Source organism: Tabrizicola sp., assembly GCF_030694085.1.
GTDB lineage: Bacteria > Pseudomonadota > Alphaproteobacteria > Rhodobacterales > Rhodobacteraceae > Tabrizicola.
Map to the genome: position 1 here is coordinate 72737 of NZ_JAUXZE010000071.1, position 21174 is coordinate 93910.

A 21174-nucleotide genomic window follows, 5' to 3' on the forward strand; every position below is an offset into this window, starting at 1 on the left:
TATTCCCCCTCAGACCGTGATATCCGTCCAAAGCTCGGACAGGTCCGGCTCCGGGCTTTCCTTGGCGAATTCCGCGCTTTCGTTCACGATCGCCTTGATGTCCTTGTCGATGGCCTTCAGCTCCTCGTCCGAGGCCAGACCGCCCTGCGTCAGCAGGTCCCGCACATGCTCGATGCAGTCCTTCTCGGTCTTGATCTTCTCGACCTCTTCCCGCGTCCGATACTTTGCCGGGTCGGACATCGAGTGTCCCCGGTAGCGATAGGTCATCATCTCCAGGATATACGGCCCGTTGCCCGCCCGGCAGTGCGCCACGGCCTTCTCGCCCGCCGCTTTCACCGCCAGCACGTCCATCCCGTCGACCTGTTCGCCCGGGATGCCGTAAGCAAGCCCGCGCCCGAAGTAGGTGGTCGATTTGGTCGACCGCTTGACGGAAGTCCCCATCGCATAGCCGTTGTTCTCGATCACGAAGATCACCGGCAGCTGCCAAAGCTCGGCCATGTTGTAGGTCTCGTAGACCTGGCCCTGGTTGGCCGCGCCATCCCCGAAGTAGGTGAAGGTCACGTTGTCGTTGCCCTTGTACTTGTCCGCAAAGGCCAGCCCGGCCCCCAGTGGCACCTGAGCGCCAACAATCCCGTGCCCACCGTAGAAATGTTTCTCTTTCGAGAACATGTGCATCGAGCCGCCCTTGCCCTTGGAGTAGCCCCCGATGCGCCCGGTCAGTTCGGCCATGACACCCTTGGGGTCCATCCCGCAGGCCAGCATGTGCCCGTGGTCGCGGTAGGACGTCACCCGCTTGTCGCCGTCCTTCGTCGCAGCCTCCAGACCCACGACGACCGCTTCCTGCCCGATGTACAGGTGACAGAACCCGCCGATCAGGCCCATGCCGTACAGCTGGCCCGCCTTTTCCTCGAACCGCCGGATCAAGAGCATCTCGCGGTAATACTTCAGCAAGTCGTCCTTCGAGACATTCGGTCTTGTGTCGGGCTTCTTCGCCATCGGGTTCCTCCCAGGCAGTTTGCAGCTGCAGAAAATAGTTTAGTGTTAAACCATCCATACAGCATCGGTGTTTATTGGGTCAAAAGGATTCTGCCGGCCACGGATGCGCCAAGCGACATGGCACCTATGCGCCGCGCGCAAGGCCGAACCGCCAGATTCGAAGGGATAGAGTATCACAGACGCGGCTTGCCGCAGCCCACGGACTTAGCGGATCGCGATCTCGTCCGACCGCATATAGCCCAGCACGTCCCGCGTCTGCTGGTCCAGAAGATCCAGATCCAGGAAGTCATCCGACAGCCGGTGCGTCAGGTTCTGCATCTCGGCCAATTCCGCCTGCAACCGGTCGCGCTCGGCTTTCAGCGTCTCGGCCTCGGCGTTGATCGCGACGCGGGCAAACATGCCGTAGTCACCCTGCACGGCGGCAAAGGTGAAGTAGACCCCAAGTGTGCCGACGAAGGCCAGGTAGACCAAGCCGCCGAATCCTCTTTGCGTGTGAACTGCCGACATGCGCCCATCTCCGGCCCCTCTGCCGGGGACCTCAGGCAATCATGACACAAGGCGAATCGCTTGTGAATCCTGAAAGTGCATCCGCCTCAAAGACTTGAGCAGAAACGGGGGCAGTTATGGGGGCGGTTACGGGGGCAGGGCGCCCCCGCCACAACCTCAGGTAATCGAAGCTGCGTAGATTCCGTCCACCGCGCCTTGCAGCACGCGGTCGAACTCGGCATCCGACTGCTGCGCTGACAGGCCTTCGCTCAGGGCCCGGCTGAAGCTGGCGATGACGCCGTGGTTCTGCGCCAGGATCTCGTTCGCCTTGTCGCGAGAGTGTCCGCCCGACAGCGCCACGACCTTCAGCACCTTTGGATGCTTGACCAGCGGCTGATAGAAGTCCGTCACCGTCGGCAGCGAAAGCTTCAGCATCACCTGGCCCTCAAGTCCTTCCAGATGCTTCAGGATCTCCTCTTGCAGGATGGCCTCGGCCTCGACCTTGTCGGCAATGGAAATCGTCACTTCCGGCTCCAGGATCGGCATCAGACCGTGGCTTGCCACCTGCCGCCCCAGCTCGAACTGCTGCGCCACAACGGCCGCAATCCCCTTGCGGTTCGCCGCGTTGATGACCGACCGTTCCTTGGTCCCGTAGATCCCCGCCTTCGCGGCGCGGTCCAGAAGCGCATCCAGCCCCGGGATCGGCTTCATCAGCTGGACGCCATCCGCCTCGGCCTCCAACCCCTTGTCGATCTTCAGGAACGGCACCACGCCGCGCTTGTCCCACAGGTAGGTCGCCGTGGGCACGCCGTCGATGGTCCGGTCCATCGTCTGCTCGAACAGGATCGCACCCACCACCTTGTCGCCGGTAAAGGCCGGGGACTTGATGATCCGCGCCCGCATCGCATGGATCAGGTCAAACATCTGCTCTTCGCCCGAATATTCACTCTCGGAAACCCCGTAGAGCTTCAGGGCCTTGGGGGTCGAGCCGCCCGACTGGTCCAGCGCGGCGATGAAGCCCCGCCCGTTGCGCACCTGTTCGGTCATCTTCGCGTTGGTCATGTCCGTCTCCCGTTCTTCGCGTCAGGCATAGTCCCTGGGGACGCCCCACTCAACCCATCAAGGCCTTCACGCCCGGCAATTCCTTGCCCTCCATCCATTCCAGGAAGGCCCCGCCCGCCGTGGAGATGAAGGTGAAGTCATCCGCCGCCCCCGCCGCATTCAGCGCCGCGACGGTATCGCCGCCGCCGGCAACCGAGATCAGCTTGCCCTCGCGCGTCAACCGCGCTGCAACCTGCGCCGCCGCATTGGTCGCGGTATTGAACGGCTCGATCTCGAAAGCGCCCAGGGGACCGTTCCAGATCAGGGTCCTGGCGGACGCGAATACCCCCTCCAGCTCGGCCACCGTCATTGGCCCCGCGTCCAGGATCATCGCGTCGAGCGGGCATTTCAGCACATCAACCGTCTGGCTTTCCGCCCCGGCCTTGAATTCGCGCGCCACAACAATGTCGACTGGCAGATGGATCTTGCACCCGGCCTTCTGCGCCCGGTGCCGGATCTCGCGCGCGGTTTCGGCCATCTCGCGTTCGGCCAGCGACTTGCCGACCTCGATCCCCTCGGCCACGAGGAAGGTGTTCGCCATCCCGCCGCCGATCACCAGATGGTCGACCTTGGTCACCAGATTCGCCAGAAGCTCGATCTTGGTCGAGACCTTGGCCCCGCCCACCACCGCCACCACCGGCCGCTGCGGGTTGCCCAGCGCCGCTTCCAGCGCCTTCAGTTCCGCCTCCATCAGCCTCCCCGCAGCCGCGGGCAGCAGCCGCGCGAGGCCTTCGGTCGAGGCATGCGCCCGATGCGCTGCCGAAAATGCATCATTCACGAAGATTTGGCCCAATGCCGCCATCTGGGCGGCAAGTTCCGGGTCGTTCTTCTCTTCGCCCGGATGAAAGCGGGTGTTTTCCAGCAGGACGACCTCGCCCGCTGCCGCCTTGGCAATCGCGGCGGCTGCCACATCGCCCACGCAATCCGCACCGAAGACGACCTTCCGGCCCAGAGACCCCGCCAGTGCGTCGACCACATGGCCAAGGCTCATCTCCGGGACGACCTTGCCCTTCGGCCGGTCGAAATGCGCCAGAAGGACGGGCCTGCCGCCCTTGGCGATGATCGCCTCCACCGTCGGCCTGATCTTGTCGATCCGGGTCATGTCCGTGACACGACCGGCCTCCATCGGCACGTTGATGTCGACCCGCACCAGCACCGTCTTGCCCGCAAGGTCCATGTCGTCCAGGGTTTTCCAGGGCATCGCGTTCTCCATCTTCAGGGGCCTGCCCGCTTTTGGCGCGGGGATCACGTCCACGTCAACCGCTTAGGACTCTTTGCCCTTCCCTTGGGCGGATGCCCCCATTACGGTCACGCCCGATTGAAACCGTAAGAGGCACCGATGGCCGACATCAAGGACCCCGAAAACACCATCATCCTGACGCTGAAGGATGGCGAAGTGGTGATCGAACTTCTCGCCGACGTGGCGCCGAAACATGCCGAGCGCATGAAGCAGCTTGCCCGCGACAAGGCCTATGACAACGTGGCCTTCCACCGGGTGATCGACGGCTTCATGGCCCAGACCGGCGACGTGGAAAACGCCAACATGGAAAGCCCCAACTACAACCCGCGTCGCGCGGGCACGGGTGGTTCGTCCTATCCCGACCTCCCGGCAGAGTTTTCCAAGCTGCCGCATGACCGGGGCACCCTGGGGGCGGCGCGGTCACAGAACCCGAACTCGGCCAACAGCCAGTTCTTCATCAACTTCAAGGACAACCACTTCCTGAACAACCAGTACACGGTCTATGGCCGTGTCATCGCAGGCATGGAACATGTCGACAAGATCGCGAAGGGTGAGCCTCCGGCCAACCCCGACCGCATGATCACTGTCCGGGTGGCTGCCGATGTCCAGGCTTGATCGCGCACTTGCAGGCGGCCTCTTCGCTGCCGGTCTTGCCGTGGTAATCGGTTACGGCATCAGCCAGACCAGCCCGGCACAGGCTCAGGCCACCGATGGCCCGGGCCCGAACCTCGTGATCGAGGTTGCAGGTGCGGCCAACGGCACCGTGGTCATCGACCTGCTGCCCGACGTCGCCCCGCAGCATGTGGCGCAGATCACCGCGCTGGCCCGCGAAGGCGCCTATGACAATGTGGTCTTCCACCGCGTCATCGACGGCTTCATGGCGCAGACTGGCGACGTGTCGAACGGCAAGGCGGGCGGAGACCTCAGCATGGCTGGCATGGGTGGCTCGTCCAAGCCCGACATTCCGGCCGAGTTCACCAACGGCCTCAGCTTCCAGCGCGGCGTCGTCGGCATGGCGCGCGCGCAGGACCCGAACAGCGCCAACAGCCAGTTCTTCATCATGTTCGCGGACGGCAGCTTCCTTGACGGCCAATACACCATATTCGGCAACGTCGTCTCGGGGATGGAGATCGTCGACGCGATCCAGCGCGGCGAGCCGCCAGCGACGCCGGACGTGATGACCAAGGTCACGGTCCAGGACTGACAATCGTAGGGTGGGCGATATCGCCCACCCTACTTTACCCCAGCACCACCAAAGCGTGACGCTTCTTGCCTGCGGTCAGCTTCAGCGGTTCGATCATTTGGCTGGCACCGTAGCGCAGTGCGGTATCGGTGACGATCTCGTCGTTCACCTTGGCACCACCCTCCTGGATCAGCCGCTTTGCGTCCTTGCCCGACGCCGCCAGACCGGCGCGCACGAACAACTGCACGATCCCCACGCCCTCGGCCAGTTCCCCGGCCTCCAGAGTGACCGTCGGCAGGTCGTCTCCGATCCCGCCCTTCTCGAACACTTCCCGCGCCGTCGCTTCCGCCGCCGCCGCCGCCTCGGCACCGTGCAGAAGGGTTGTCACCGCATTGGCAAGCTGGATCTTCGCACCATTGATCTCTGACCCGCCAAGTGCACCCAGCCGGTCGCAGTCCGCCACCGGAAGTTCGGTGTAAAGCTTCAGGAATCGGCCCACATCGGCATCCGGGATGTTCCGCCAGAACTGCCAGAACTCGTAGGGGCTGAAGAGATCGCCGTTCAGCCAGACCGCACCCTGCTGGCTTTTGCCCATCTTCCGTCCATCGCTCATTGCCAGAAGCGGAGAGGTCAGCCCGAAGACTTCGCCCCCGATCACCCGCCGTGTCAGGTCCACGCCGTTGACGATGTTGCCCCACTGGTCGCTGCCGCCCATCTGCAACAGGCAGCCATAGCGACGGTGCAGTTCCAGGAAGTCATAGGCCTGCAGGATCATGTAGTTGAATTCCAGGAACGACAGCGACTGCTCCCGGTCCAGGCGCGACTTCACGCTCTCGAAGGACAGCATCCGGTTCACGCTGAAATGCCGCCCGATGTCGCGCAGGAAACCGATGTAGTTAAGCGCATCCAGCCACTCGGCGTTGTTGACCATCACCGCGTCGGTCGCACCCTCGCCAAAGCGCACGTAGGGCGAGAACGCCTTCTTGATCCCCTCGATATTGCTGTTGATCTGGGCATCCGTCAGCAAAGGCCGCTCGTCGGCCCGGAAGCTGGGATCGCCGATCTTGGTCGTGCCGCCGCCCATCAGCACGATGGGTTTGCCCCCCGACTTCTGCAGCCAGCGCAGCATCATGATCTGGATCAGACTGCCCACATGCAACGAGGTGGCCGTCGCATCGAAACCGATGTAGCCCGGCACCACACCCTTCAACAATGCCTCATCAAGCGTCTGATAATCCGTGCAATCGGCAACAAAGCCGCGCTCGAACATCACGCGCATGAAGTCAGATTTCGGATGGTAGTTCATGGCCGCCTCGGTCTAGGATATGGCGGCGGTATATCTTCGCATGGGACACAAGGGAAGATGCGGAAGGACGGGGCTTTGTGGGCGCTTGGGACCATGTCCGGCACTTCGCTGGATGGCGTCGACGCCGCGATGATCAAGACCGACGGCCATACGGTCTTCGCCTTCGGTCCCGCCGCCTATCGCCCCTACAGTCCCGAAGAGCAGGAAACGCTTCGCCGTGCCCTGGGCCAATGGCCCGGCGACCCGGATGTCGAGGCCGCGGCCGAGATCGTCGAAACTGCCCATGCCGAGGTCCTCGCCCGCTTCTCCGGCGCCGAGGTGCTGGGCTTCCACGGCCAGACCCTTGCCCATGATCCGAAGGGCCGTGGCACCCACCAGTGCGGCAATGGCGCGCTGCTGGCCCAGCTGCTTGACCTGCCGACCGTCTGGGATTTCCGATCGTCCGATGTGACCATCGGCGGGCAGGGCGCGCCGCTTGCGCCCTTCTACCACTATGCACTGGCGCGCCACATCGGTGCGACCGAGCCTCTGGCCTTCCTCAACCTTGGCGGCGTTGGCAACCTGACCTGGATCGACCCGACTGCCCCCGGCCCAGAAAGTCCCGGTGCGCTTCTGGCCTTCGACACCGGACCGGCCAATGCCCCGATCAACGACCTGATGCGCGAACGTCTGGGCGAAAGCCACGACGCAGGTGGCGCAGTTGCGGCCATCGGCGAGGTGGACGAGGCCTTTGTCGCCTCGGTGCTGAAGACCCCGTGGTTCGACGCGCTGCCGCCAAAGTCACTGGACCGCAACGACTTTCACGACCTTCTTGACCGGCTGGAGATGCTGTCGGACGAAGACGCCGCTGCCACCCTGACCGCCGTGGCTGCTGCCGCCGTGGCCGCCGCGCAGATCCATTTCCCGGCCCCGGTGACCCGCATCCTGGTCACGGGTGGCGGGCGCAACAACCCCACCCTGATGGCCGAACTGCGCCGCCGCATCCCGGTCCAGATCGACCCGGTCGAAGCTGTGGGGCTGGACGGCGACATGCTGGAGGCGCAGGCCTTCGCCTTCCTTGCCGTCCGCGTGCTGCGGAAGATGGCGACTTCCGGTCCCGATACGACGGGCGCCCCGGCCCTGATCGGGGGCGGTCAGATCAGCCGACCCGGATCCTGAGGCTCAACCGCTACCCCCTGGTGCGCAACCGTCCGGCCAGAAGCGGCAGGGAATAGATCACCAAGGCCGCCCAGATCAGGCTGAAGGCGACCAGCTTGACCCCGCTGAACGGCTCGCCGAAGACGAAGACCGCGGTCAGGAAGATCAGCGTCGGCGCGATGTACTGCATGATCGCGATGGTCGAAAGCGTCAGCCGTTTCGCCCCGTTGGCATAGATCATCAGGGGAACCGCCGTGACGATCCCGCAGCCCAGGAGCAAAGCATTGTCCCAGGCCACGCCCTCCAGGAAATGCCCCGAGCCTTTGGCCAGAAGCCAGCCGATATACCCGACCGCCGGGATCAGCAGGATCAGCACCTCCAGCGTGAAGCCCTGGTTCGGCCCGATGGGAAGGCGCCGCTTGAGATAGGCATAGAACCCCCAGGTCACCGTCAGCCCCAGCGCCACAACAGGCAGCCGCCCCGCCTCCCAGGTCAGGATGCCCACCGCCACGACGGCCAGCGCAATCGCCGCCATCTGCGTCCGGCCCATCTTTTCGCCCAGCAGAACCGCGCCCAGAAAGATGGAAAACAGCGGGTTGATGTAATACCCCAGCGCCGCGTCCAGCGCATGCCCGGACCCGATGGCCCAGACATAGATCCCCCAGTTCACCGAGATCAGCGCCGCCGTCAGCGCGCCCATCCCCAGCATCCGGGGCGACTTCAGCGCGGCCCGCAGATCCCCGGTCCGCCCCATCCACAGCAGAACAGCCAGCGCGATGGGCAAGGACCAGACCACCCGATGCGCAATGACCTCGACCGGAGGCACATGCGCCAGCGCCTTCATGTAGAGCGGCAGGAAGCCCCACAAGAGATAGGCCGTCAGCGCATAAAGGAATCCGGGCAGACTGTCGCCAGTCGTGGCGCCCGAAGCGGCATCGGGGCGGGGCAGGGCAGGGGTGTCGGTCATGCCCCACCCCTAGCGAAAGCCCCCGCCCTCGACCACCCCGATCTTGTGCCCCGCACAATGCGCCGGGTTCGCTCGCGACCCGCCAATGGTTAAGCGTCCATGAACGCCTGCAGCCAAGCTACTGATTTCAATGGGTCGAGGATTCTGTCCACGCGGGACGCCGCGCCAGATACTCCCGGGTGAACCCCGCATAGCCCTCGGCCGTCACCCGCAGTTCGTCCTTCATCAGCCCATGCACTTCGGGCAGGCGATGGAAGGGCACCATCGGCCAGACATGATGCTCGACATGGTAGGGCATGTTCCAGGCCAGCCACCGCACCAGCCGTGTCGTAAAGGTCGTCCGGGTGTTCTGAAACATGTTCGCGACCTCGGGGCAGTCGCCGTGTTCGGCCAGCAGATACAGCCGCAGGAATGGCTGTCCCAGCAGCGCCGGAACAATCCAGACCCAGACCAGCACATCGGTCCAGACCAGGCTCGCCGCCGCCGCAAGGTAGGCCACCGCCATCCCCCGCGCCTCGGCCACCACCCGAGGCTTCGCCCCTTCGGCCACGAACCCGTCCGTGACCCGTCCCACGACCAGCGCCGCCATCAGCCGCACCTCGGACCACCAGTACGGCAGGCCCGAGACATGCCACAGCCACGCCGCCCGCGTCGCCGGCTTCGGCCCGGCAAGCTCCGGGTCCTTCCCCGGCAGGTTGGTCCAGCGGTGATGCGCCATGTGAAAGGCGCGGAACCATTCGAAGGGCAAGACCAGCAGCACCCCGCACAGCCGTCCGACCCAGTCGTTCAGCCAGACGGTGCGAAACGGGGTCCGATGCGTCGCCTCGTGTTCCAGCATGAAGAGAAAGGTGATCAGCAGACCTTGCACCGGCAGCAAAAGCCACCACCCCGGCACCCCCGCAGCGATCAGCGCGCCGACGCCAAGGATCGCCCCCAGATGCCCCGCCAGATGCCAGAGACCGGGCCCGTCCGACCGTTCCAGCATCGCCTCGCGGATTTCGACGGGCACCAAGGCCAGGAACTCCTTGTGATCCTTCATGCTCTCGGCAACTCCCACCCGGGCGGCGCAAGCTCGAAGCCTTCGAACCGGAAGCCGGGGCTGACGGTGCAGCTGACCAGCGTCCACCCCCCCAGGGACCGCGCCGCCTGCCACCAGCCTGCGGGCACCACGGCCTGCACCACCTCGCCCCACAGCACATCCGGCCCCAGCCGGAGGTCGGCCGCCCTGTCCAACCCCAGCGACAAGACCAGCGGCGCGCCCGCATGCCAGAGCCAGATTTCATCCGCATCGACCCGGTGCCAGTGACTCCGCTCACCGGACTGCAGCAGGAACAGGATCGCCGTCCCGCTTGCCCGGCCATTGACCGTCGGCCCGACCCAGGTCTGTCGGTACCACCCTCCTTCGGGGTGCGGCTGCAACTCCAGCTTCCGAATGATCGCCTCGGCCACCTCGTTGTCGCTCATACCTGCCTCCACTCGCCCGGCGCGAGGCCCTCCAGCGTCCAGTCCCCCACCCGCCAGCGGATCAGCCGCAGACACGGGAGACCCACCGCCGCGCACATCCTTCGCACCTGCCGGTTCCGACCTTCGCGCAAACCAAGCTCGATCCACCCATCCGGCACCGACTTGCGCACCCGGATCGGCGGGGTCCGGGGCCAAAGCCACGCAGGCGCCGCCACCCCCCGCGCCTTGGCCGGAAGGGTAGGGCCGTCGTTCAATTCAACGCCCGCCCGCAACCGCTCCAATGCGGCCTCGGACACCACCCCCTCGACTTGCGCGAAATAGGTCTTCTCCAGCTTGTGCCTTGGGTCCGAGATCCGCGCCTGCAGCTTGCCGTCATCGGTCAGCACCACCAGCCCCTCGCTATCGCGGTCCAGCCGCCCCGCCGGATAGACCCCCTTCACCGGCACGAAATCCGCCAGCACCGCCCGGTCGCCTTCGCGCGAGAACTGGCAGAGCACGTCATAAGGCTTGTTCAGCAGGATCAGTGTCATGGCCGAAACCTACAGGACGTCAGGCGGGCGGGGAAGGCGATTGCCAAGCCAGGGCCGCCGTGCCAGCCTTTGCCGATGTCCCACACCCTGATCATCGGCGCCGGGATCACCGGCGCGGCCCTTGCATACCAGCTTTTCCGGCGCGGGCAGATGGCCACCATCGTCTCGACCCATGCCGAAGGTGGACTTGCCTCGGCGGCAAGCTTCGGTTGGCTGAACGCCTCCTATTTCCTCAGCCATCCGCATTATCACTTGCGCCATCAGGGCCTTGCGGCGCACCGCCGCCTGACCGCCCAGCTTTCGGGCCTGCAGACCACTTGGCTCGGCTGCGTCTGGTATGAATCTAGCGGCGATGCGCAGGCCGAAACCGCCGCGGATCTGCGCGCGCTTGGCTACACCGTGGAAATGCTGACCCGCGCCCAGATCGCCGCGAAACTTCCCGCCCTTGGCCCTGTCCCGGAAACTGCGCTCTCCTTTCCCGAAGAGGGCGTCGCCGACCCCGCCATACTGGCCCGCGCGCTGATCGCGGCCTCGGGGGCAAAGGTCATCCGCGCCACCGTCCAGGCGCTGACCAACGACCACGGGCGCACGACCGGCGTTCTGACAGATCTGGGACCCCTGACCGCTGACCGCGTCATCCTTGCGACCGGAACGGGCACGCCCGCGCTGCTTCACCCCCTGGGCTTTGACCTGCCGATGCTCAAGCGTCCCGGCCTGATGCTGACGACGACCGCCCTGCCGCCGATCTGTCCTGTGGTCCTGGCCACCCCCGAACAGGAGGTCCGCCAGGACGCAGAAGGCCGCCTTCACGCGCCGGCCTCTGCCGTCCATCAGGCCGACCATGCTGAAAGCCTGGGGTCGTTTCCGGTGGTGATCAACGCCACCCTGCAACGCCTGCGCACCCTGTTTCCGGGGCAGGACATCCATTTCGGACGGCAGGCGATGGCCCTGCGCCCGGTTCCCGGCGACGGCTTGCCCGTGGTGGGGCAGGGGCCGGTTCCGGGTCTGTGGTTGGCGGTGATGCATTCCGGCGCGACACTGGCACCCGTGGTGGCCGAACTGCTGGTCGACGAGATTACCGGCGGCCCAGCAAGCCCGCTTCTGACGGACTTCCGACCCGCCCGCTTCCAATAGAAACGGGCGCCCCGTCACGAAGCGCCCGCAAATCTTTTCGAAAAGATTTGCAAGGATTTTCGAAAATCCTTGCGCCCTTCCCTTAGCCCTTCAGCACCGAACGCCCGGCATATTCCGCCGTCTCGCCCAGCATTTCCTCGATGCGGATCAGCTGGTTATATTTGGCCAGCCGGTCCGAGCGGCTCAGCGACCCGGTCTTGATCTGCCCGCAGTTCGTCGCCACGGCAAGGTCGGCGATGGTGGCATCCTCGGTCTCGCCCGAGCGGTGGCTCATCACGTTGGTATAGCGCGCGCGGTGGGCCATATCGACGGCCTGGAGCGTCTCGGTCAGGGTTCCGATCTGGTTGACCTTCACCAGCATGGAGTTCGCGCAGCCGGCCTTGATCCCCTCGGCCAGACGGCGCGGGTTGGTAACAAAAAGATCGTCGCCGACCAGCTGGATCTTGTCGCCCAGACGGTCGGTCAGCAGCTTCCAGCCCGCCCAGTCATCCTCGGAACAGCCGTCCTCGATGCTGATGATCGGATAGTCCGCCGCCAGCCCCGCCAGGAACTCGACATTCTCCTCGATGGACAGCGACTTGCCTTCGCCCTTCATCTCGTACTTGCCACCCTTGAAGTATTCGGTGGCCGCGCAGTCCAGCGCCAGATAGATATCCTCACCCGGCCTGTAGCCCGCCTTCTCGATGGATTTCAGAATGAAATCAAGCGCATCGCGGGCAGAGTTCAAGTTCGGTGCGAAGCCGCCCTCGTCGCCGATCCCGGTGTTGTGGCCTGCGTTCTGCAGCTCTTTCTTCAGCGTGTGGAACACCTCGGACCCCATCCGCACCGCCTCGCGGATGTCAGATGCGCCCACCGGCATGATCATGAATTCCTGGATGTCGATCGGGTTGTCGGCATGTTCGCCGCCGTTGATGATGTTCATCATCGGCACCGGCAGGATGCGCGCCGAAGTCCCGCCCACGTAGCGATAGAGGGGCTGCGCCGTGAACTCTGCCGCCGCCTTCGCCACGGCCAGCGACACGCCCAGGATCGCATTCGCCCCCAGACGCGACTTGTTCGGCGTCCCGTCCATCTCGATCATCGTGCGGTCGATGCCGACCTGCTCGGTCGCATCGAACCCGACCAGTTCTTCGGCCAACTCGCCGTTCACTGCCGCCACGGCCTCCAGCACGCCCTTGCCCTTGTAGCGTTTGGCATCGCCGTCGCGCTTCTCGTTCGCCTCATGCGCCCCGGTGGACGCGCCCGAAGGGACCGCCGCGCGGCCCATCGAACCGTCCTCCAAAGTGACGTCAACCTCGACCGTCGGGTTGCCCCGGCTGTCCAGGATTTCGCGGGCGTGAATGTCGATGATCGTGCTCATGGGGATCCCTCAAGGCCGAATGGATGCTCTCCCGGCCCCTTTACCCCGGCTCAGCCCGTAGGGGAAGCGCGTTTCCTCGCCCGTTCCCGGGCAAAGGCGTAAAGCCCCGATCCCACCACCAAGGCCGCGCCCAAAAGGGTGGATGGCTCGGGCCGTTCGCCCAGAAAGACCACCGCGATCCCCATCGCGAAGACCAGGCGTGTATAGCGGAACGGGGCCACGACCGACACTTCGCCCAACCGCATCGCTGCGACGACCGCATAGTAGCCGAAGAGCCCCGAGACCAGCGCGCCGCCCAGCCCCGCCCATTGACCGGACGTCGGCCAGACAAAGACCTGTCCCATCCCCGTCATCAGCGCCACTCCGGCGGGCACCAGCCCCAGATAGGCCCAGGTCGCCACCTGAAAGGTCCCGATCCGTCTCGGCATCACCCGCGTCAAGAGATCCCGCGCCGCCAGCACGATCACGCAGGCCACCGTCAACAGCCCCGTCGGGTCAAAGGCCGCATCCCAGGGCTTCAGGATCACCAGCACGCCCAGAAATCCGACGAGGATCGACACCCAACGCCGCCAGCCGACCTTTTCGCCCAGGAACAGTGCCGCCCCCGCGACCACGACCAGGGGCGAGGCCTGCAACAGCGCCGAGGTCATCGTCAGCGGCGCCAGCGCCAAAGCCACGATGTACAGCATTGCCGCCGCCGCTTCGGCCAGCGTCCGCCACAGCGCAACGCCGCGCACTGCCTCCAGCGACAGGACCGGCTGTCGCTGGCCCGCCGCCAGCGCCCAGAAGACACAGGCCCCTGCCGCCCCGGTCAGCGCCAGCACCTGACCGGGCGGCAAGGCCTCGGCTGACCGTTTCAGGAACAGATCCTCGACCGCGAAGAACGCCATCGAGCCGACCATCAGCAGCGCCGCGCGGGTGTTGTCAGCCGCCTGCGACGCGGGGGTCATGCGTTCTCTCCTTCGGGACAGCGCAGGCCTACACTGGCTGTCCGCGAAAGAAAACCTCAGCGATACAGCCGCGGCGACCCCACCTTGTCATGCATCGCGTTGACGTCATCTGGCGACAGGTCCAGCGCGCTGGCCAGCTGGTGCAGATAATCCGCCTCGGCGCGGGCATCGAGGTCGATCGCCATCAGCGACACCATATAGACCTGCGGCTCCAGCCCCGGCGGGACCGCCCGCGCCAGGCCCTGCACATCCACCGGACGCGACAGCTCGGCCTGAACGGCCTTCACCTCGCGCGGGTCAGCCTCGCCCATCGCCTGCATCAGCCGTTCGCGCTCGGCATCGTCCAGCTCGCCGTCGCACTTGACCGCCTGGATCACCGCCCGCAGCATCAGCGCCGCCGACAGCTCTGCTTCGCGCTCCGGCTCGGGCAGGGTCAGCGGAGCACCGCCCCGACCGCCGGGCCTGTCCGCCAACACCTGATCCAGCAGGTCGCCGACACCACCCGAGGTCCGGGGCACCGACGCCTCCCGTGTTGCGGACGGGCCGCGCCCGGTCAACTGGCCCAGCAGGTCATCCAACCCGCCCTTCGGCGCCGATGCCCGCGGCGAGGACCGCTTCTGCCCCGACAACTGGTCCAGCAGGTCGCCCAATCCTCCCCCCGACTGGCCCCCCGACTGGCCCCCCGACTGGCCTCCCGATTGGCCTCCCGATTGGCCTGTCGTCCGGGTCGTCCGGCCCGAGGACCGTCCGCTGCCCAGGATGTCGCCCATCATGTCTTCCAGCCCGCCCCTCGACCGCGTGTCGATCCGCGTCCCGCGTCCCGCGTTGGTCGTGCCGTTCGATCCCCCGGTCATGCCGCCCGCCGCGCCCTTCGTCAGACTGGAGACGCCCTTTGCGATCACCACTCCGATTGCCACCTTCAACAAGGTCTTGCCGATGCTCATCGTGCCCCTCACTGTCAAAAACCACAGGGACAGCCTTCCTTGCCGCCGCCCGCCGGTCAATGCAAAAGGGGGAAAGGGCCGGGGGGAAAGATGCGCAAGGCAAAGCTGGATGGGGCAGGGGTTGCCATGCTTCTTGGGGTGCAGGGGCTGCTCGCGGTCAACCAGATCATCATCAAGCTGGTCAATGTGGGCCTGCAGCCGGTGTTCTTTGCCGGACTTCGGTCTCTTCTGGCCATCGGCTTTGTCTGGGCGTGGCTGGTCTGGCGGGGCCGACCGCCGCGCCTCCGGCGTGAAGCCTGGGGTGCGGGCCTTCTGATCGGGACGCTTTTTGGGGTCGAGTTCCTGTTCCTTTTCCTTGCGCTTGATCTGACGTCGGTCGGTCGCGCCTCGCTCATCATGTATTCCATGCCAGTCTGGTTCGCGATCCTGGCGCATTTCGGCCTGGGCGAGCGGATCACCGGCCCCCGAGCCGCGGGCCTGGCGCTGGCTTTCGCGGGCTGTGCGGTGGCGATCCTGTCGCGGCCCGACACTGGCGAGGCCAGCCTTGCGGGCGACCTCTGCGCGCTTGGGGCCGCCTGGGGCTGGGCGCTGACGGCCTTTGTCGCGCGCCGTCCGGTCATGCGGGCCGAAGGTGCCGAGATGCAGCTTTTCTGGATGGTCCTCGTCTCGGCACCGATCCTGCTTCTGGCGGCCCCGCTGTTCGGTCCGCTGATCCGGGACCTGCAACCCCTACATCTGGCAGGTCTGGTGTTCCAATCCTCGATCGTCGTGGCGGGTGGCTTCATTGCCTGGCTCTGGCTTCTTTCGGTGTATCCGTCTTCGACCGTGGCGTCGTTTTCCTTCCTGACGCCGATCCTGGCCCTGCTTCTTGGGGCGGTCCTTTTTGGCGAAACCCTTGGCATGCCGATTCTCCTTGCGGCGGTTCTGGTTGCCGCAGGGATCGTGCTGATGAACCGACCTGTCGCCGCTGCGCCCTAGGCTGGTCGTCCGAGGGAATCGATTTTGTGACAGCCGGGTCGTCCTGTGGGTTTGTGAAGGCTGCAGGCCAAAGGGGCCGGACTGCTGGCAAATCCGGCGATCTTCACAAACTACACGAAGTCTGTCCCCAAAACTGTCCACACGCCCCGCGCGCAGTCCGTGACTTTCCCGTGATCGATCGCGTGATGTGGCCGAAAAAACGTCAAGCCGAAAATCTGCCGTGAGGCGAAATTTTCTCGTTGCTTGACCCAAAAGATTACGACACTTTGACAAAGCGGTAGGGGACACCACTAAATCTAGTGCCGCCGCAGACAGGCAAGACGACCCACACAAAGGGCATCCAAATCGGGATGCGATCCTCTTGGCGGCGCTCACCGTCAGGACTCGGGTGGTTTTGTCTGTTGTGGCGACGCGGGTGTTGTCCCTTGCGATTTGACAAAACCAACGCCCGTTTCTGGGCGCAAAAAAGGAGATCAGGGGCATGAAGATCGAGCGGAAGTTTACCACCGAAGCCACCGGCGCCTATGGGGCGATGGACTTCACCACCACCGTTTCCGAAATCCGCAACCCGGACGGCAAGGTCGTCTTCCGCAACGACGCGGTCGAAGTGCCTGAGGGCTGGAGCCAGGTCGCATCCGACGTGCTCGCCCAGAAGTACTTCCGCAAGGCGGGCGTTCCGGCCGTGCTGAAGCGCGTCAAGGAAAAGGGCGTGCCCGAATTCCTGTGGCGTTCCGTCCCCGATGATGTTGCCCTCGCGCAGCTTCCCGAAGATCAACGCATAGTGGGTGAGACCAGCGCCAAGCAGGTCTTCGACCGCCTCGCCGGCGCCTGGGCCTATTGGGGCTGGAAGGGTGGCTACTTCACCACCGAAGCCGACGCCCGCGCCTATTACGACGAGATGCGCTTCATGCTGGCCCGCCAGATGGCCGCGCCGAACTCGCCCCAGTGGTTCAACACCGGCCTGCACTGGGCCTACGGCATCGACGGCCCGAGCCAAGGCCACTTCTACGTCGACCACCAGACCGGCAAGCTGACCAAGTCGGCCAGCGCCTACGAGCACCCGCAGCCCCACGCCTGCTTCATCCAGTCGGTGAAGGATGACCTCGTCGGCGATGGCGGGATCATGGACCTCTGGGTCCGCGAGGCGCGCCTTTTCAAATACGGCTCCGGCACCGGCACCAACTTCTCCTCCCTCCGGGGTGAGGGCGAACGGCTTTCGGGTGGCGGCAAATCCTCGGGCCTGATGGGCTTCCTCAAGATCGGCGACCGCGCCGCAGGCGCCATCAAATCCGGCGGCACCACCCGCCGCGCGGCCAAGATGGTCATCATCGACATGGACCACCCCGATGTTGAAGACTTCATCAACTGGAAGGTCATCGAGGAGCAGAAGGTCGCCTCCCTCGTCGCCGGATCCAAGATGCATGAGGCCCGCCTCAACGACATCTTCGCCGCGATCAAATCCTTTGACGGCAGCATGGAGGGCGCAACCGACCCAGGCGCGAACCCCGCCCTGAAAGCCGCGATCAAGGCCGCCAAGAAGGCGATGATCCCCGACACCTACACCAACCGCATCCTGCAATATGCGCGTCAGGGCTTCACCTCGATCGAATTCCCGACCTACGACACCGACTGGGATTCCGAGGCCTATATCTCGGTCTCCGGCCAGAACTCCAACAACTCGGTCCGCGTCACCGACGCCTTCCTCAAGGCCGTGAAGAACGACGCCCCGTGGGAACTCATCCGCCGCACCGACGGCAAGGTCGCCAAGACCGTCTCGGCACGTGAGCTTTGGGACCAGATCGGCCATGCCGCCTGGGCCTGCGCCGACCCCGGCATCCAGTTCCACGACACTGTCAACGCCTGGCACACCTGCCCCGAAGACGGCGCGATCCGGGGGTCGAACCCCTGCTCGGAATACATGTTCCTCGACGACACCGCCTGCAACCTGGCGTCGATGAACCTGCTGACCTTCCAGCACAACGGCACCTTCGACGCCGAGGCTTACGTCCACGCCTCGCGGCTCTGGACCATCACCCTGGAAATCTCGGTGATGATGGCGCAGTTCCCCTCGAAGGAAATCGCCCAGCTTTCCTACGACTTCCGCACCCTCGGCCTTGGCTACGCCAACATCGGCGGCCTCTTGATGAACATGGGCCTTGGCTACGACAGCGACGAAGGCCGCGCGCTTTGCGGTGCCCTGACCGCGATCATGACCGGCGTCGCCTATGCGACCAGCGCCGAGATGGCCAAGGAACTTGGCCCCTTCTCCGGCTACCAGCGCAACAAGCAGCACATGCTCCGCGTCATCCGCAACCACCGCGCGGCAGCCCATGCGACCGGCGTCTATGAGGGCCTCAACGTTGCCGCGGTCGCGCTTGACCACGCGAACTGCCCGGACCAAAGCCTTGTCCAGCTTGCCAAATCCGCCTGGGACGAGGCCCTGCGCCTTGGCGAAGCCCACGGCTACCGCAATGCCCAGACCACCGTCATCGCCCCCACCGGCACCATCGGTCTGGTGATGGATTGCGACACCACCGGGATCGAGCCCGACTTCGCCCTTGTCAAGTTCAAGAAACTGGCCGGCGGCGGCTACTTCAAGATCATCAACCAATCGGTCCCGGCAGCCCTCGAAACCCTCGGCTACTCCACCGCCCAGGCCGCCGAGATCGTCGCCCATGCGGTCGGCCACGGCTCGTTGGGCCAAGCGCCCGCGATCAACCACACCTCGCTGATCGGCCACGGCTTCGGCCCGCGCGAGATCGAGAAGATCGAAGCGGCCCTTCCGTCCGCCTTCGACATCAAGTTCGTCTTCAACCAGTGGACCCTGGGCGTCGACTTCTGCAAAGGCACCCTTGGCATCCCCGAGGAAAAACTGAACGACCCGACTTTCGACCTTCTGCGCCACCTCGGCTTCACCAAGGCCCAGATCGACGCCGCCAATGACCATGTCTGCGGCACGATGACCCTGGAAAACGCGCCGCACCTGAAGCCCGAACACTACTCGGTCTTCGATTGCGCCAATCCCTGCGGCAAGACCGGCAAGCGGTTCCTCTCGGTCAACAGCCACATCACCATGATGGCCGCCGCGCAGTCGTTCATCTCGGGCGCGATCTCCAAGACGATCAACATGCCGAACAACGCCACCATCGCCGAAACGCTGGCGGCCTATGAACTCAGCCACTCCCTCGGCATCAAGGCCAACGCGCTTTACCGTGACGGCTCCAAGCTGTCGCAGCCCCTCGCGTCTGCGCTGATCGAGGACGATGAAGAAGCCGAAGAGATCCTGACCAACGGGTCCACGATGGAAAAGGCGACGGTCATTGCCGAGAAGATCATCGAAAAGGTGATCATCAAGGAAATCGTCCGCTCCAACCGCGAAAAGCTGCCCGAGCGTCGCAAGGGCTATACCCAGAAGGCCATCGTCGGCGGCCACAAGGTCTATCTGCGCACCGGCGAATACCAGGACGGCTCGCTGGGCGAGATCTTCATCGACATGCACAAGGAAGGTGCGGGCTTCCGCGCGATGATGAACAACTTCGCCATCGCGGTCAGCGTCGGCCTGCAATACGGCGTGCCGCTGGAGGAATTCGTCGAGGCCTTCACCTTCACCCGCTTTGAACCCGCAGGCATGGTCCAGGGCAACGACAGCATCAAGAACGCGACCTCGATCCTCGACTACATCTTCCGCGAACTGGCGGTCAGCTACCTTGACCGCACCGATCTTGCGCATGTCGCCCCGAAAGGGGCAGCCTTCGACGACCTCGGCCGCGGCGACGAAGAGGGCAAGCGCAACGTCGTCGAGCCCTCCGAAACCGCCGCCTCCAAGTCGCTGGAAGTCCTGCGCCAGGTCGCCTCGACCGGCTACATGAGGAAGCGCCTGCCGCAGGAATTCACCGTCCTGCAAGGCGGGGTCGGGGCCACGGCGCTTGCCACCGGCACCGACGCCCTGTCGATGCTGATGCCCGAAGCGCGCGTCACCGGCTTCTCGGAAACGACCAGCACCTACGCCATGAGCGCCGTCACCTCGACCGACGCCCGCTCCAAGGCCAAGCTGCAGGGGTATACCGGGGACAGCTGCTCGGAGTGCGGCAACTACACGATGGTGCGGAACGGGTCGTGCCTGAAGTGCAACTCGTGCGGTGCGACGACCGGGTGCAGCTGATGAGAGGTTTTTCGTTCAAGGGCGACCCTCGCATTGCCGATTGGCAGCGGACGAAGCTCCGAGTGTTTTGCTCGGCGCTCGACGGCAATGTCGTCCATTTGGCAAACGACCTCGGACTCAAAGTCTTCGAAGAGGACTTGTTGCCATACGAGCGCGGCTTCCTTGAAAAGGCGCCCAGCCTAGGATCGCAATCTGGCTGGGTGGTCCGTATCAACAGACGCGACCGACCAGAAACGCAGAAGTTTACAATAGCGCATGAAGTCGGGCACTTTGTTCTTCACGGAGCGAGGCTGGAAGGTCTCGACGCCTTAGATGGGCGCGTCAATCGGAGCACCGAGGGTTCGTTGGATCCCTTCTCGTATCTGGAGGACCGCGATCGCGTGATGGAATCGGAAGCTAACTCCTTTGCCGCAGCGCTTCTCATGCCCAAAAACTTGTTTGAGCCGGCTTTTAATCGGCTCAGTGGGGACGTTGACGCCATCGCGCGTCTCTTTGCTGTGTCGGACAGTGCTGTGGGGAGACGCCTTCGGGAACTTGGATTGCGCTAGGGATTTAGGCGCTAAGCTACCCTTTCACCTGTTCCCAAATATCCCACGGGGGTCCGGGGGTGTGAAACCCCCGGCGGCCAGCCACAAGGCACAGCGCCAAAGGAAACAACCCCCTCTCCCCTCGGGGGTGAGGGCAGGGTGAAGGGGATGTTGCAAACCTTAACGCCACCCTAACAAAAAACATCAAACCATTGAAATAAAACAATATTCACAATCTGTCCACCGTGGACACATCCCGCGATTTGACCAAGCACCCCCCACCCGCTACCATCCCTGCATGAAGCAAGACCCCGCCCAGGCCCTCCGCGATACCGGAGTCCGTGTGACCCGCCAGCGGGAGGCGCTCCTCAAGGTCCTGACGGAGGCCGAGGACCACCCCGACGCGGCCGAACTTCACCGCCGGGCGCGGACCCTGGACGACAGCCTGTCGCTGGCCACCGTCTACCGGACCCTCTCGGTCCTGGAGCGGGAAGGCGTCGTTCTGCGGCTCGCCCTCGAAAACGGCGGCGCGCGGTACGAGGTCGCCGACGCCCCCCACCACGACCACATCGTCGACCTCGACTCCGGCCAGATCACCGAGTTCCGCTCGGAAAAGATCGAACAGCTTCAGCGCGAGATCGCGGCCGAGCTTGGATACGACATCGTCCATCACCGGATGGAGCTATACTGCCGGAAGAAGACCTAGCCC

At 64.7% G+C, this 21174-nt stretch carries 20 protein-coding genes; 8 read left to right on the forward strand and 12 right to left on the reverse strand.

What is annotated here, in order from left to right; all coding sequences use genetic code 11:
- Nucleotides 1-9: 9 nt before the first annotated feature.
- The 4 genes from pdhA to pgk form a co-directional block, all read right to left on the reverse strand.
- Nucleotides 10-996 (reverse strand): pyruvate dehydrogenase (acetyl-transferring) E1 component subunit alpha, encoded by a 987-nt coding sequence (pdhA, locus tag Q8M85_RS15955; protein WP_305546372.1) that lies wholly within the window; start codon nucleotides 994-996, stop codon nucleotides 10-12.
- A gap of 204 nt (nucleotides 997-1200) precedes the next feature.
- Nucleotides 1201-1503 (reverse strand): septum formation initiator family protein, encoded by a 303-nt coding sequence (locus tag Q8M85_RS15960; protein WP_305546374.1) that lies wholly within the window; start codon nucleotides 1501-1503, stop codon nucleotides 1201-1203.
- A 156-nt stretch (nucleotides 1504-1659) separates the two neighbouring features.
- Nucleotides 1660-2544 carry a fructose bisphosphate aldolase gene (locus tag Q8M85_RS15965; protein ID WP_305546377.1) on the reverse strand — a complete coding sequence of 295 codons (885 nt, stop codon included), beginning with the start codon at nucleotides 2542-2544 and terminating at the stop codon, nucleotides 1660-1662.
- A 49-nt stretch (nucleotides 2545-2593) separates the two neighbouring features.
- A complete protein-coding gene (pgk, locus tag Q8M85_RS15970) occupies nucleotides 2594-3784 on the reverse strand; it encodes a phosphoglycerate kinase (RefSeq protein WP_305546379.1) in 1191 nt (396 codons plus the stop codon).
- 138 nt (nucleotides 3785-3922) lie between these two features.
- Here pgk and Q8M85_RS15975 point away from each other — a divergent pair, with 138 nt between their 5' ends.
- Together Q8M85_RS15975 and Q8M85_RS15980 are read left to right on the forward strand one after the other, a co-directional pair.
- Nucleotides 3923-4438 carry a peptidylprolyl isomerase gene (locus tag Q8M85_RS15975; protein WP_305546381.1) on the forward strand — a complete coding sequence of 172 codons (516 nt, stop codon included), beginning with the start codon at nucleotides 3923-3925 and terminating at the stop codon, nucleotides 4436-4438.
- Complete coding sequence (locus Q8M85_RS15980; protein ID WP_305546383.1) at nucleotides 4425-5027, forward strand: peptidylprolyl isomerase; 603 nt, start codon at nucleotides 4425-4427, stop codon at nucleotides 5025-5027. Before Q8M85_RS15975 ends, Q8M85_RS15980 begins: the two co-directional genes overlap by 14 nt.
- A 34-nt stretch (nucleotides 5028-5061) precedes the next feature.
- On the opposite strand, the gene tyrS is transcribed toward Q8M85_RS15980, so the two are convergent.
- Entirely contained in the window at nucleotides 5062-6312 is a 1251-nt protein-coding gene (gene tyrS / locus Q8M85_RS15985) for a tyrosine--tRNA ligase (protein ID WP_305546385.1), read from the reverse strand.
- A 57-nt stretch (nucleotides 6313-6369) separates the two neighbouring features.
- Here tyrS and Q8M85_RS15990 point away from each other — a divergent pair, with 57 nt between their 5' ends.
- Nucleotides 6370-7470 carry an anhydro-N-acetylmuramic acid kinase gene (locus Q8M85_RS15990; RefSeq protein ID WP_305546387.1) on the forward strand — a complete coding sequence of 367 codons (1101 nt, stop codon included), beginning with the start codon at nucleotides 6370-6372 and terminating at the stop codon, nucleotides 7468-7470.
- 10 nt (nucleotides 7471-7480) lie between these two features.
- Here the strand turns inward: Q8M85_RS15990 and rarD are convergent, their stop codons facing one another.
- From rarD to Q8M85_RS16010, 4 genes are all read right to left on the reverse strand, one after another.
- Complete coding sequence (gene rarD, locus Q8M85_RS15995) at nucleotides 7481-8416, reverse strand: EamA family transporter RarD (protein WP_305546389.1); 936 nt, start codon at nucleotides 8414-8416, stop codon at nucleotides 7481-7483.
- A gap of 127 nt (nucleotides 8417-8543) precedes the next feature.
- Entirely contained in the window at nucleotides 8544-9455 is a 912-nt protein-coding gene (locus tag Q8M85_RS16000; protein ID WP_305546391.1) for a fatty acid desaturase, read from the reverse strand.
- Entirely contained in the window at nucleotides 9452-9880 is a 429-nt protein-coding gene (locus Q8M85_RS16005) for a cupin domain-containing protein (RefSeq protein WP_305546393.1), read from the reverse strand. The genes Q8M85_RS16000 and Q8M85_RS16005 overlap by 4 nt, the downstream gene beginning before the upstream one ends.
- Nucleotides 9877-10410, reverse strand: coding sequence for a pseudouridine synthase (locus tag Q8M85_RS16010; protein WP_305546395.1), 534 nt, complete (start codon nucleotides 10408-10410; stop codon nucleotides 9877-9879). Before Q8M85_RS16010 ends, Q8M85_RS16005 begins: the two co-directional genes overlap by 4 nt.
- Nucleotides 10411-10485: 75 nt before the next feature.
- Here Q8M85_RS16010 and Q8M85_RS16015 point away from each other — a divergent pair, with 75 nt between their 5' ends.
- Nucleotides 10486-11544, forward strand: coding sequence for an FAD-binding oxidoreductase (locus Q8M85_RS16015; protein ID WP_305546397.1), 1059 nt, complete (start codon nucleotides 10486-10488; stop codon nucleotides 11542-11544).
- Nucleotides 11545-11626: 82 nt separating this feature from the next.
- Here Q8M85_RS16015 and eno read toward each other — a convergent pair whose 3' ends face one another.
- From eno to Q8M85_RS16030, 3 genes are read right to left on the reverse strand one after another with little or no spacing between them, the layout of a single operon-like run.
- A complete protein-coding gene (gene eno / locus Q8M85_RS16020; RefSeq protein WP_305546399.1) occupies nucleotides 11627-12904 on the reverse strand; it encodes a phosphopyruvate hydratase in 1278 nt (425 codons plus the stop codon).
- Nucleotides 12905-12954: 50 nt separating this feature from the next.
- Nucleotides 12955-13854, reverse strand: coding sequence for a DMT family transporter (locus Q8M85_RS16025; RefSeq protein ID WP_305546401.1), 900 nt, complete (start codon nucleotides 13852-13854; stop codon nucleotides 12955-12957).
- Nucleotides 13855-13910: 56 nt separating this feature from the next.
- Nucleotides 13911-14798, reverse strand: a complete 888-nt coding sequence (locus Q8M85_RS16030; protein WP_305546403.1) for a DUF533 domain-containing protein — start codon at nucleotides 14796-14798, stop codon at nucleotides 13911-13913.
- Between the two features lie 90 nt (nucleotides 14799-14888).
- Here Q8M85_RS16030 and Q8M85_RS16035 point away from each other — a divergent pair, with 90 nt between their 5' ends.
- The 4 genes from Q8M85_RS16035 (at nucleotide 14889) to Q8M85_RS16050 (ending at nucleotide 21171) form a co-directional block, all read left to right on the forward strand.
- A complete protein-coding gene (locus Q8M85_RS16035) occupies nucleotides 14889-15776 on the forward strand; it encodes a DMT family transporter (RefSeq protein WP_305546405.1) in 888 nt (295 codons plus the stop codon).
- Between the two features lie 481 nt (nucleotides 15777-16257).
- Nucleotides 16258-19938 (forward strand): vitamin B12-dependent ribonucleotide reductase, encoded by a 3681-nt coding sequence (locus Q8M85_RS16040; RefSeq protein ID WP_305546407.1) that lies wholly within the window; start codon nucleotides 16258-16260, stop codon nucleotides 19936-19938.
- Entirely contained in the window at nucleotides 19893-20486 is a 594-nt protein-coding gene (locus Q8M85_RS16045) for an ImmA/IrrE family metallo-endopeptidase (protein ID WP_305546409.1), read from the forward strand. Before Q8M85_RS16040 ends, Q8M85_RS16045 begins: the two co-directional genes overlap by 46 nt.
- Before the next feature lie 277 nt (nucleotides 20487-20763).
- A complete protein-coding gene (locus Q8M85_RS16050; RefSeq protein WP_305546411.1) occupies nucleotides 20764-21171 on the forward strand; it encodes a Fur family transcriptional regulator in 408 nt (135 codons plus the stop codon).
- Nucleotides 21172-21174: the final 3 nt, after the last annotated feature.

Bases quoted from the DNA above. Each gene is read 5' to 3' on its own strand.
- pdhA (WP_305546372.1), bottom strand. From the start codon at position 996: ATGGCGAAGAAGCCCGACACAAGACCGAATGTCTCGAAGGACGACTTG.
- Q8M85_RS15960 (WP_305546374.1), bottom strand. From the start codon at position 1,503: ATGTCGGCAGTTCACACGCAAAGAGGATTCGGCGGCTTGGTCTACCTG.
- Q8M85_RS15965 (WP_305546377.1), bottom strand. From the start codon at position 2,544: ATGACCAACGCGAAGATGACCGAACAGGTGCGCAACGGGCGGGGCTTC.
- pgk (WP_305546379.1), bottom strand. From the start codon at position 3,784: ATGCCCTGGAAAACCCTGGACGACATGGACCTTGCGGGCAAGACGGTG.
- Q8M85_RS15975 (WP_305546381.1), top strand. From the start codon at position 3,923: ATGGCCGACATCAAGGACCCCGAAAACACCATCATCCTGACGCTGAAG.
- Q8M85_RS15980 (WP_305546383.1), top strand. From the start codon at position 4,425: ATGTCCAGGCTTGATCGCGCACTTGCAGGCGGCCTCTTCGCTGCCGGT.
- tyrS (WP_305546385.1), bottom strand. From the start codon at position 6,312: ATGAACTACCATCCGAAATCTGACTTCATGCGCGTGATGTTCGAGCGC.
- Q8M85_RS15990 (WP_305546387.1), top strand. From the start codon at position 6,370: ATGCGGAAGGACGGGGCTTTGTGGGCGCTTGGGACCATGTCCGGCACT.
- rarD (WP_305546389.1), bottom strand. From the start codon at position 8,416: ATGACCGACACCCCTGCCCTGCCCCGCCCCGATGCCGCTTCGGGCGCC.
- Q8M85_RS16000 (WP_305546391.1), bottom strand. From the start codon at position 9,455: ATGAAGGATCACAAGGAGTTCCTGGCCTTGGTGCCCGTCGAAATCCGC.
- Q8M85_RS16005 (WP_305546393.1), bottom strand. From the start codon at position 9,880: ATGAGCGACAACGAGGTGGCCGAGGCGATCATTCGGAAGCTGGAGTTG.
- Q8M85_RS16010 (WP_305546395.1), bottom strand. From the start codon at position 10,410: ATGACACTGATCCTGCTGAACAAGCCTTATGACGTGCTCTGCCAGTTC.
- Q8M85_RS16015 (WP_305546397.1), top strand. From the start codon at position 10,486: ATGTCCCACACCCTGATCATCGGCGCCGGGATCACCGGCGCGGCCCTT.
- eno (WP_305546399.1), bottom strand. From the start codon at position 12,904: ATGAGCACGATCATCGACATTCACGCCCGCGAAATCCTGGACAGCCGG.
- Q8M85_RS16025 (WP_305546401.1), bottom strand. From the start codon at position 13,854: ATGACCCCCGCGTCGCAGGCGGCTGACAACACCCGCGCGGCGCTGCTG.
- Q8M85_RS16030 (WP_305546403.1), bottom strand. From the start codon at position 14,798: ATGAGCATCGGCAAGACCTTGTTGAAGGTGGCAATCGGAGTGGTGATC.
- Q8M85_RS16035 (WP_305546405.1), top strand. From the start codon at position 14,889: ATGCGCAAGGCAAAGCTGGATGGGGCAGGGGTTGCCATGCTTCTTGGG.
- Q8M85_RS16040 (WP_305546407.1), top strand. From the start codon at position 16,258: ATGAAGATCGAGCGGAAGTTTACCACCGAAGCCACCGGCGCCTATGGG.
- Q8M85_RS16050 (WP_305546411.1), top strand. From the start codon at position 20,764: ATGAAGCAAGACCCCGCCCAGGCCCTCCGCGATACCGGAGTCCGTGTG.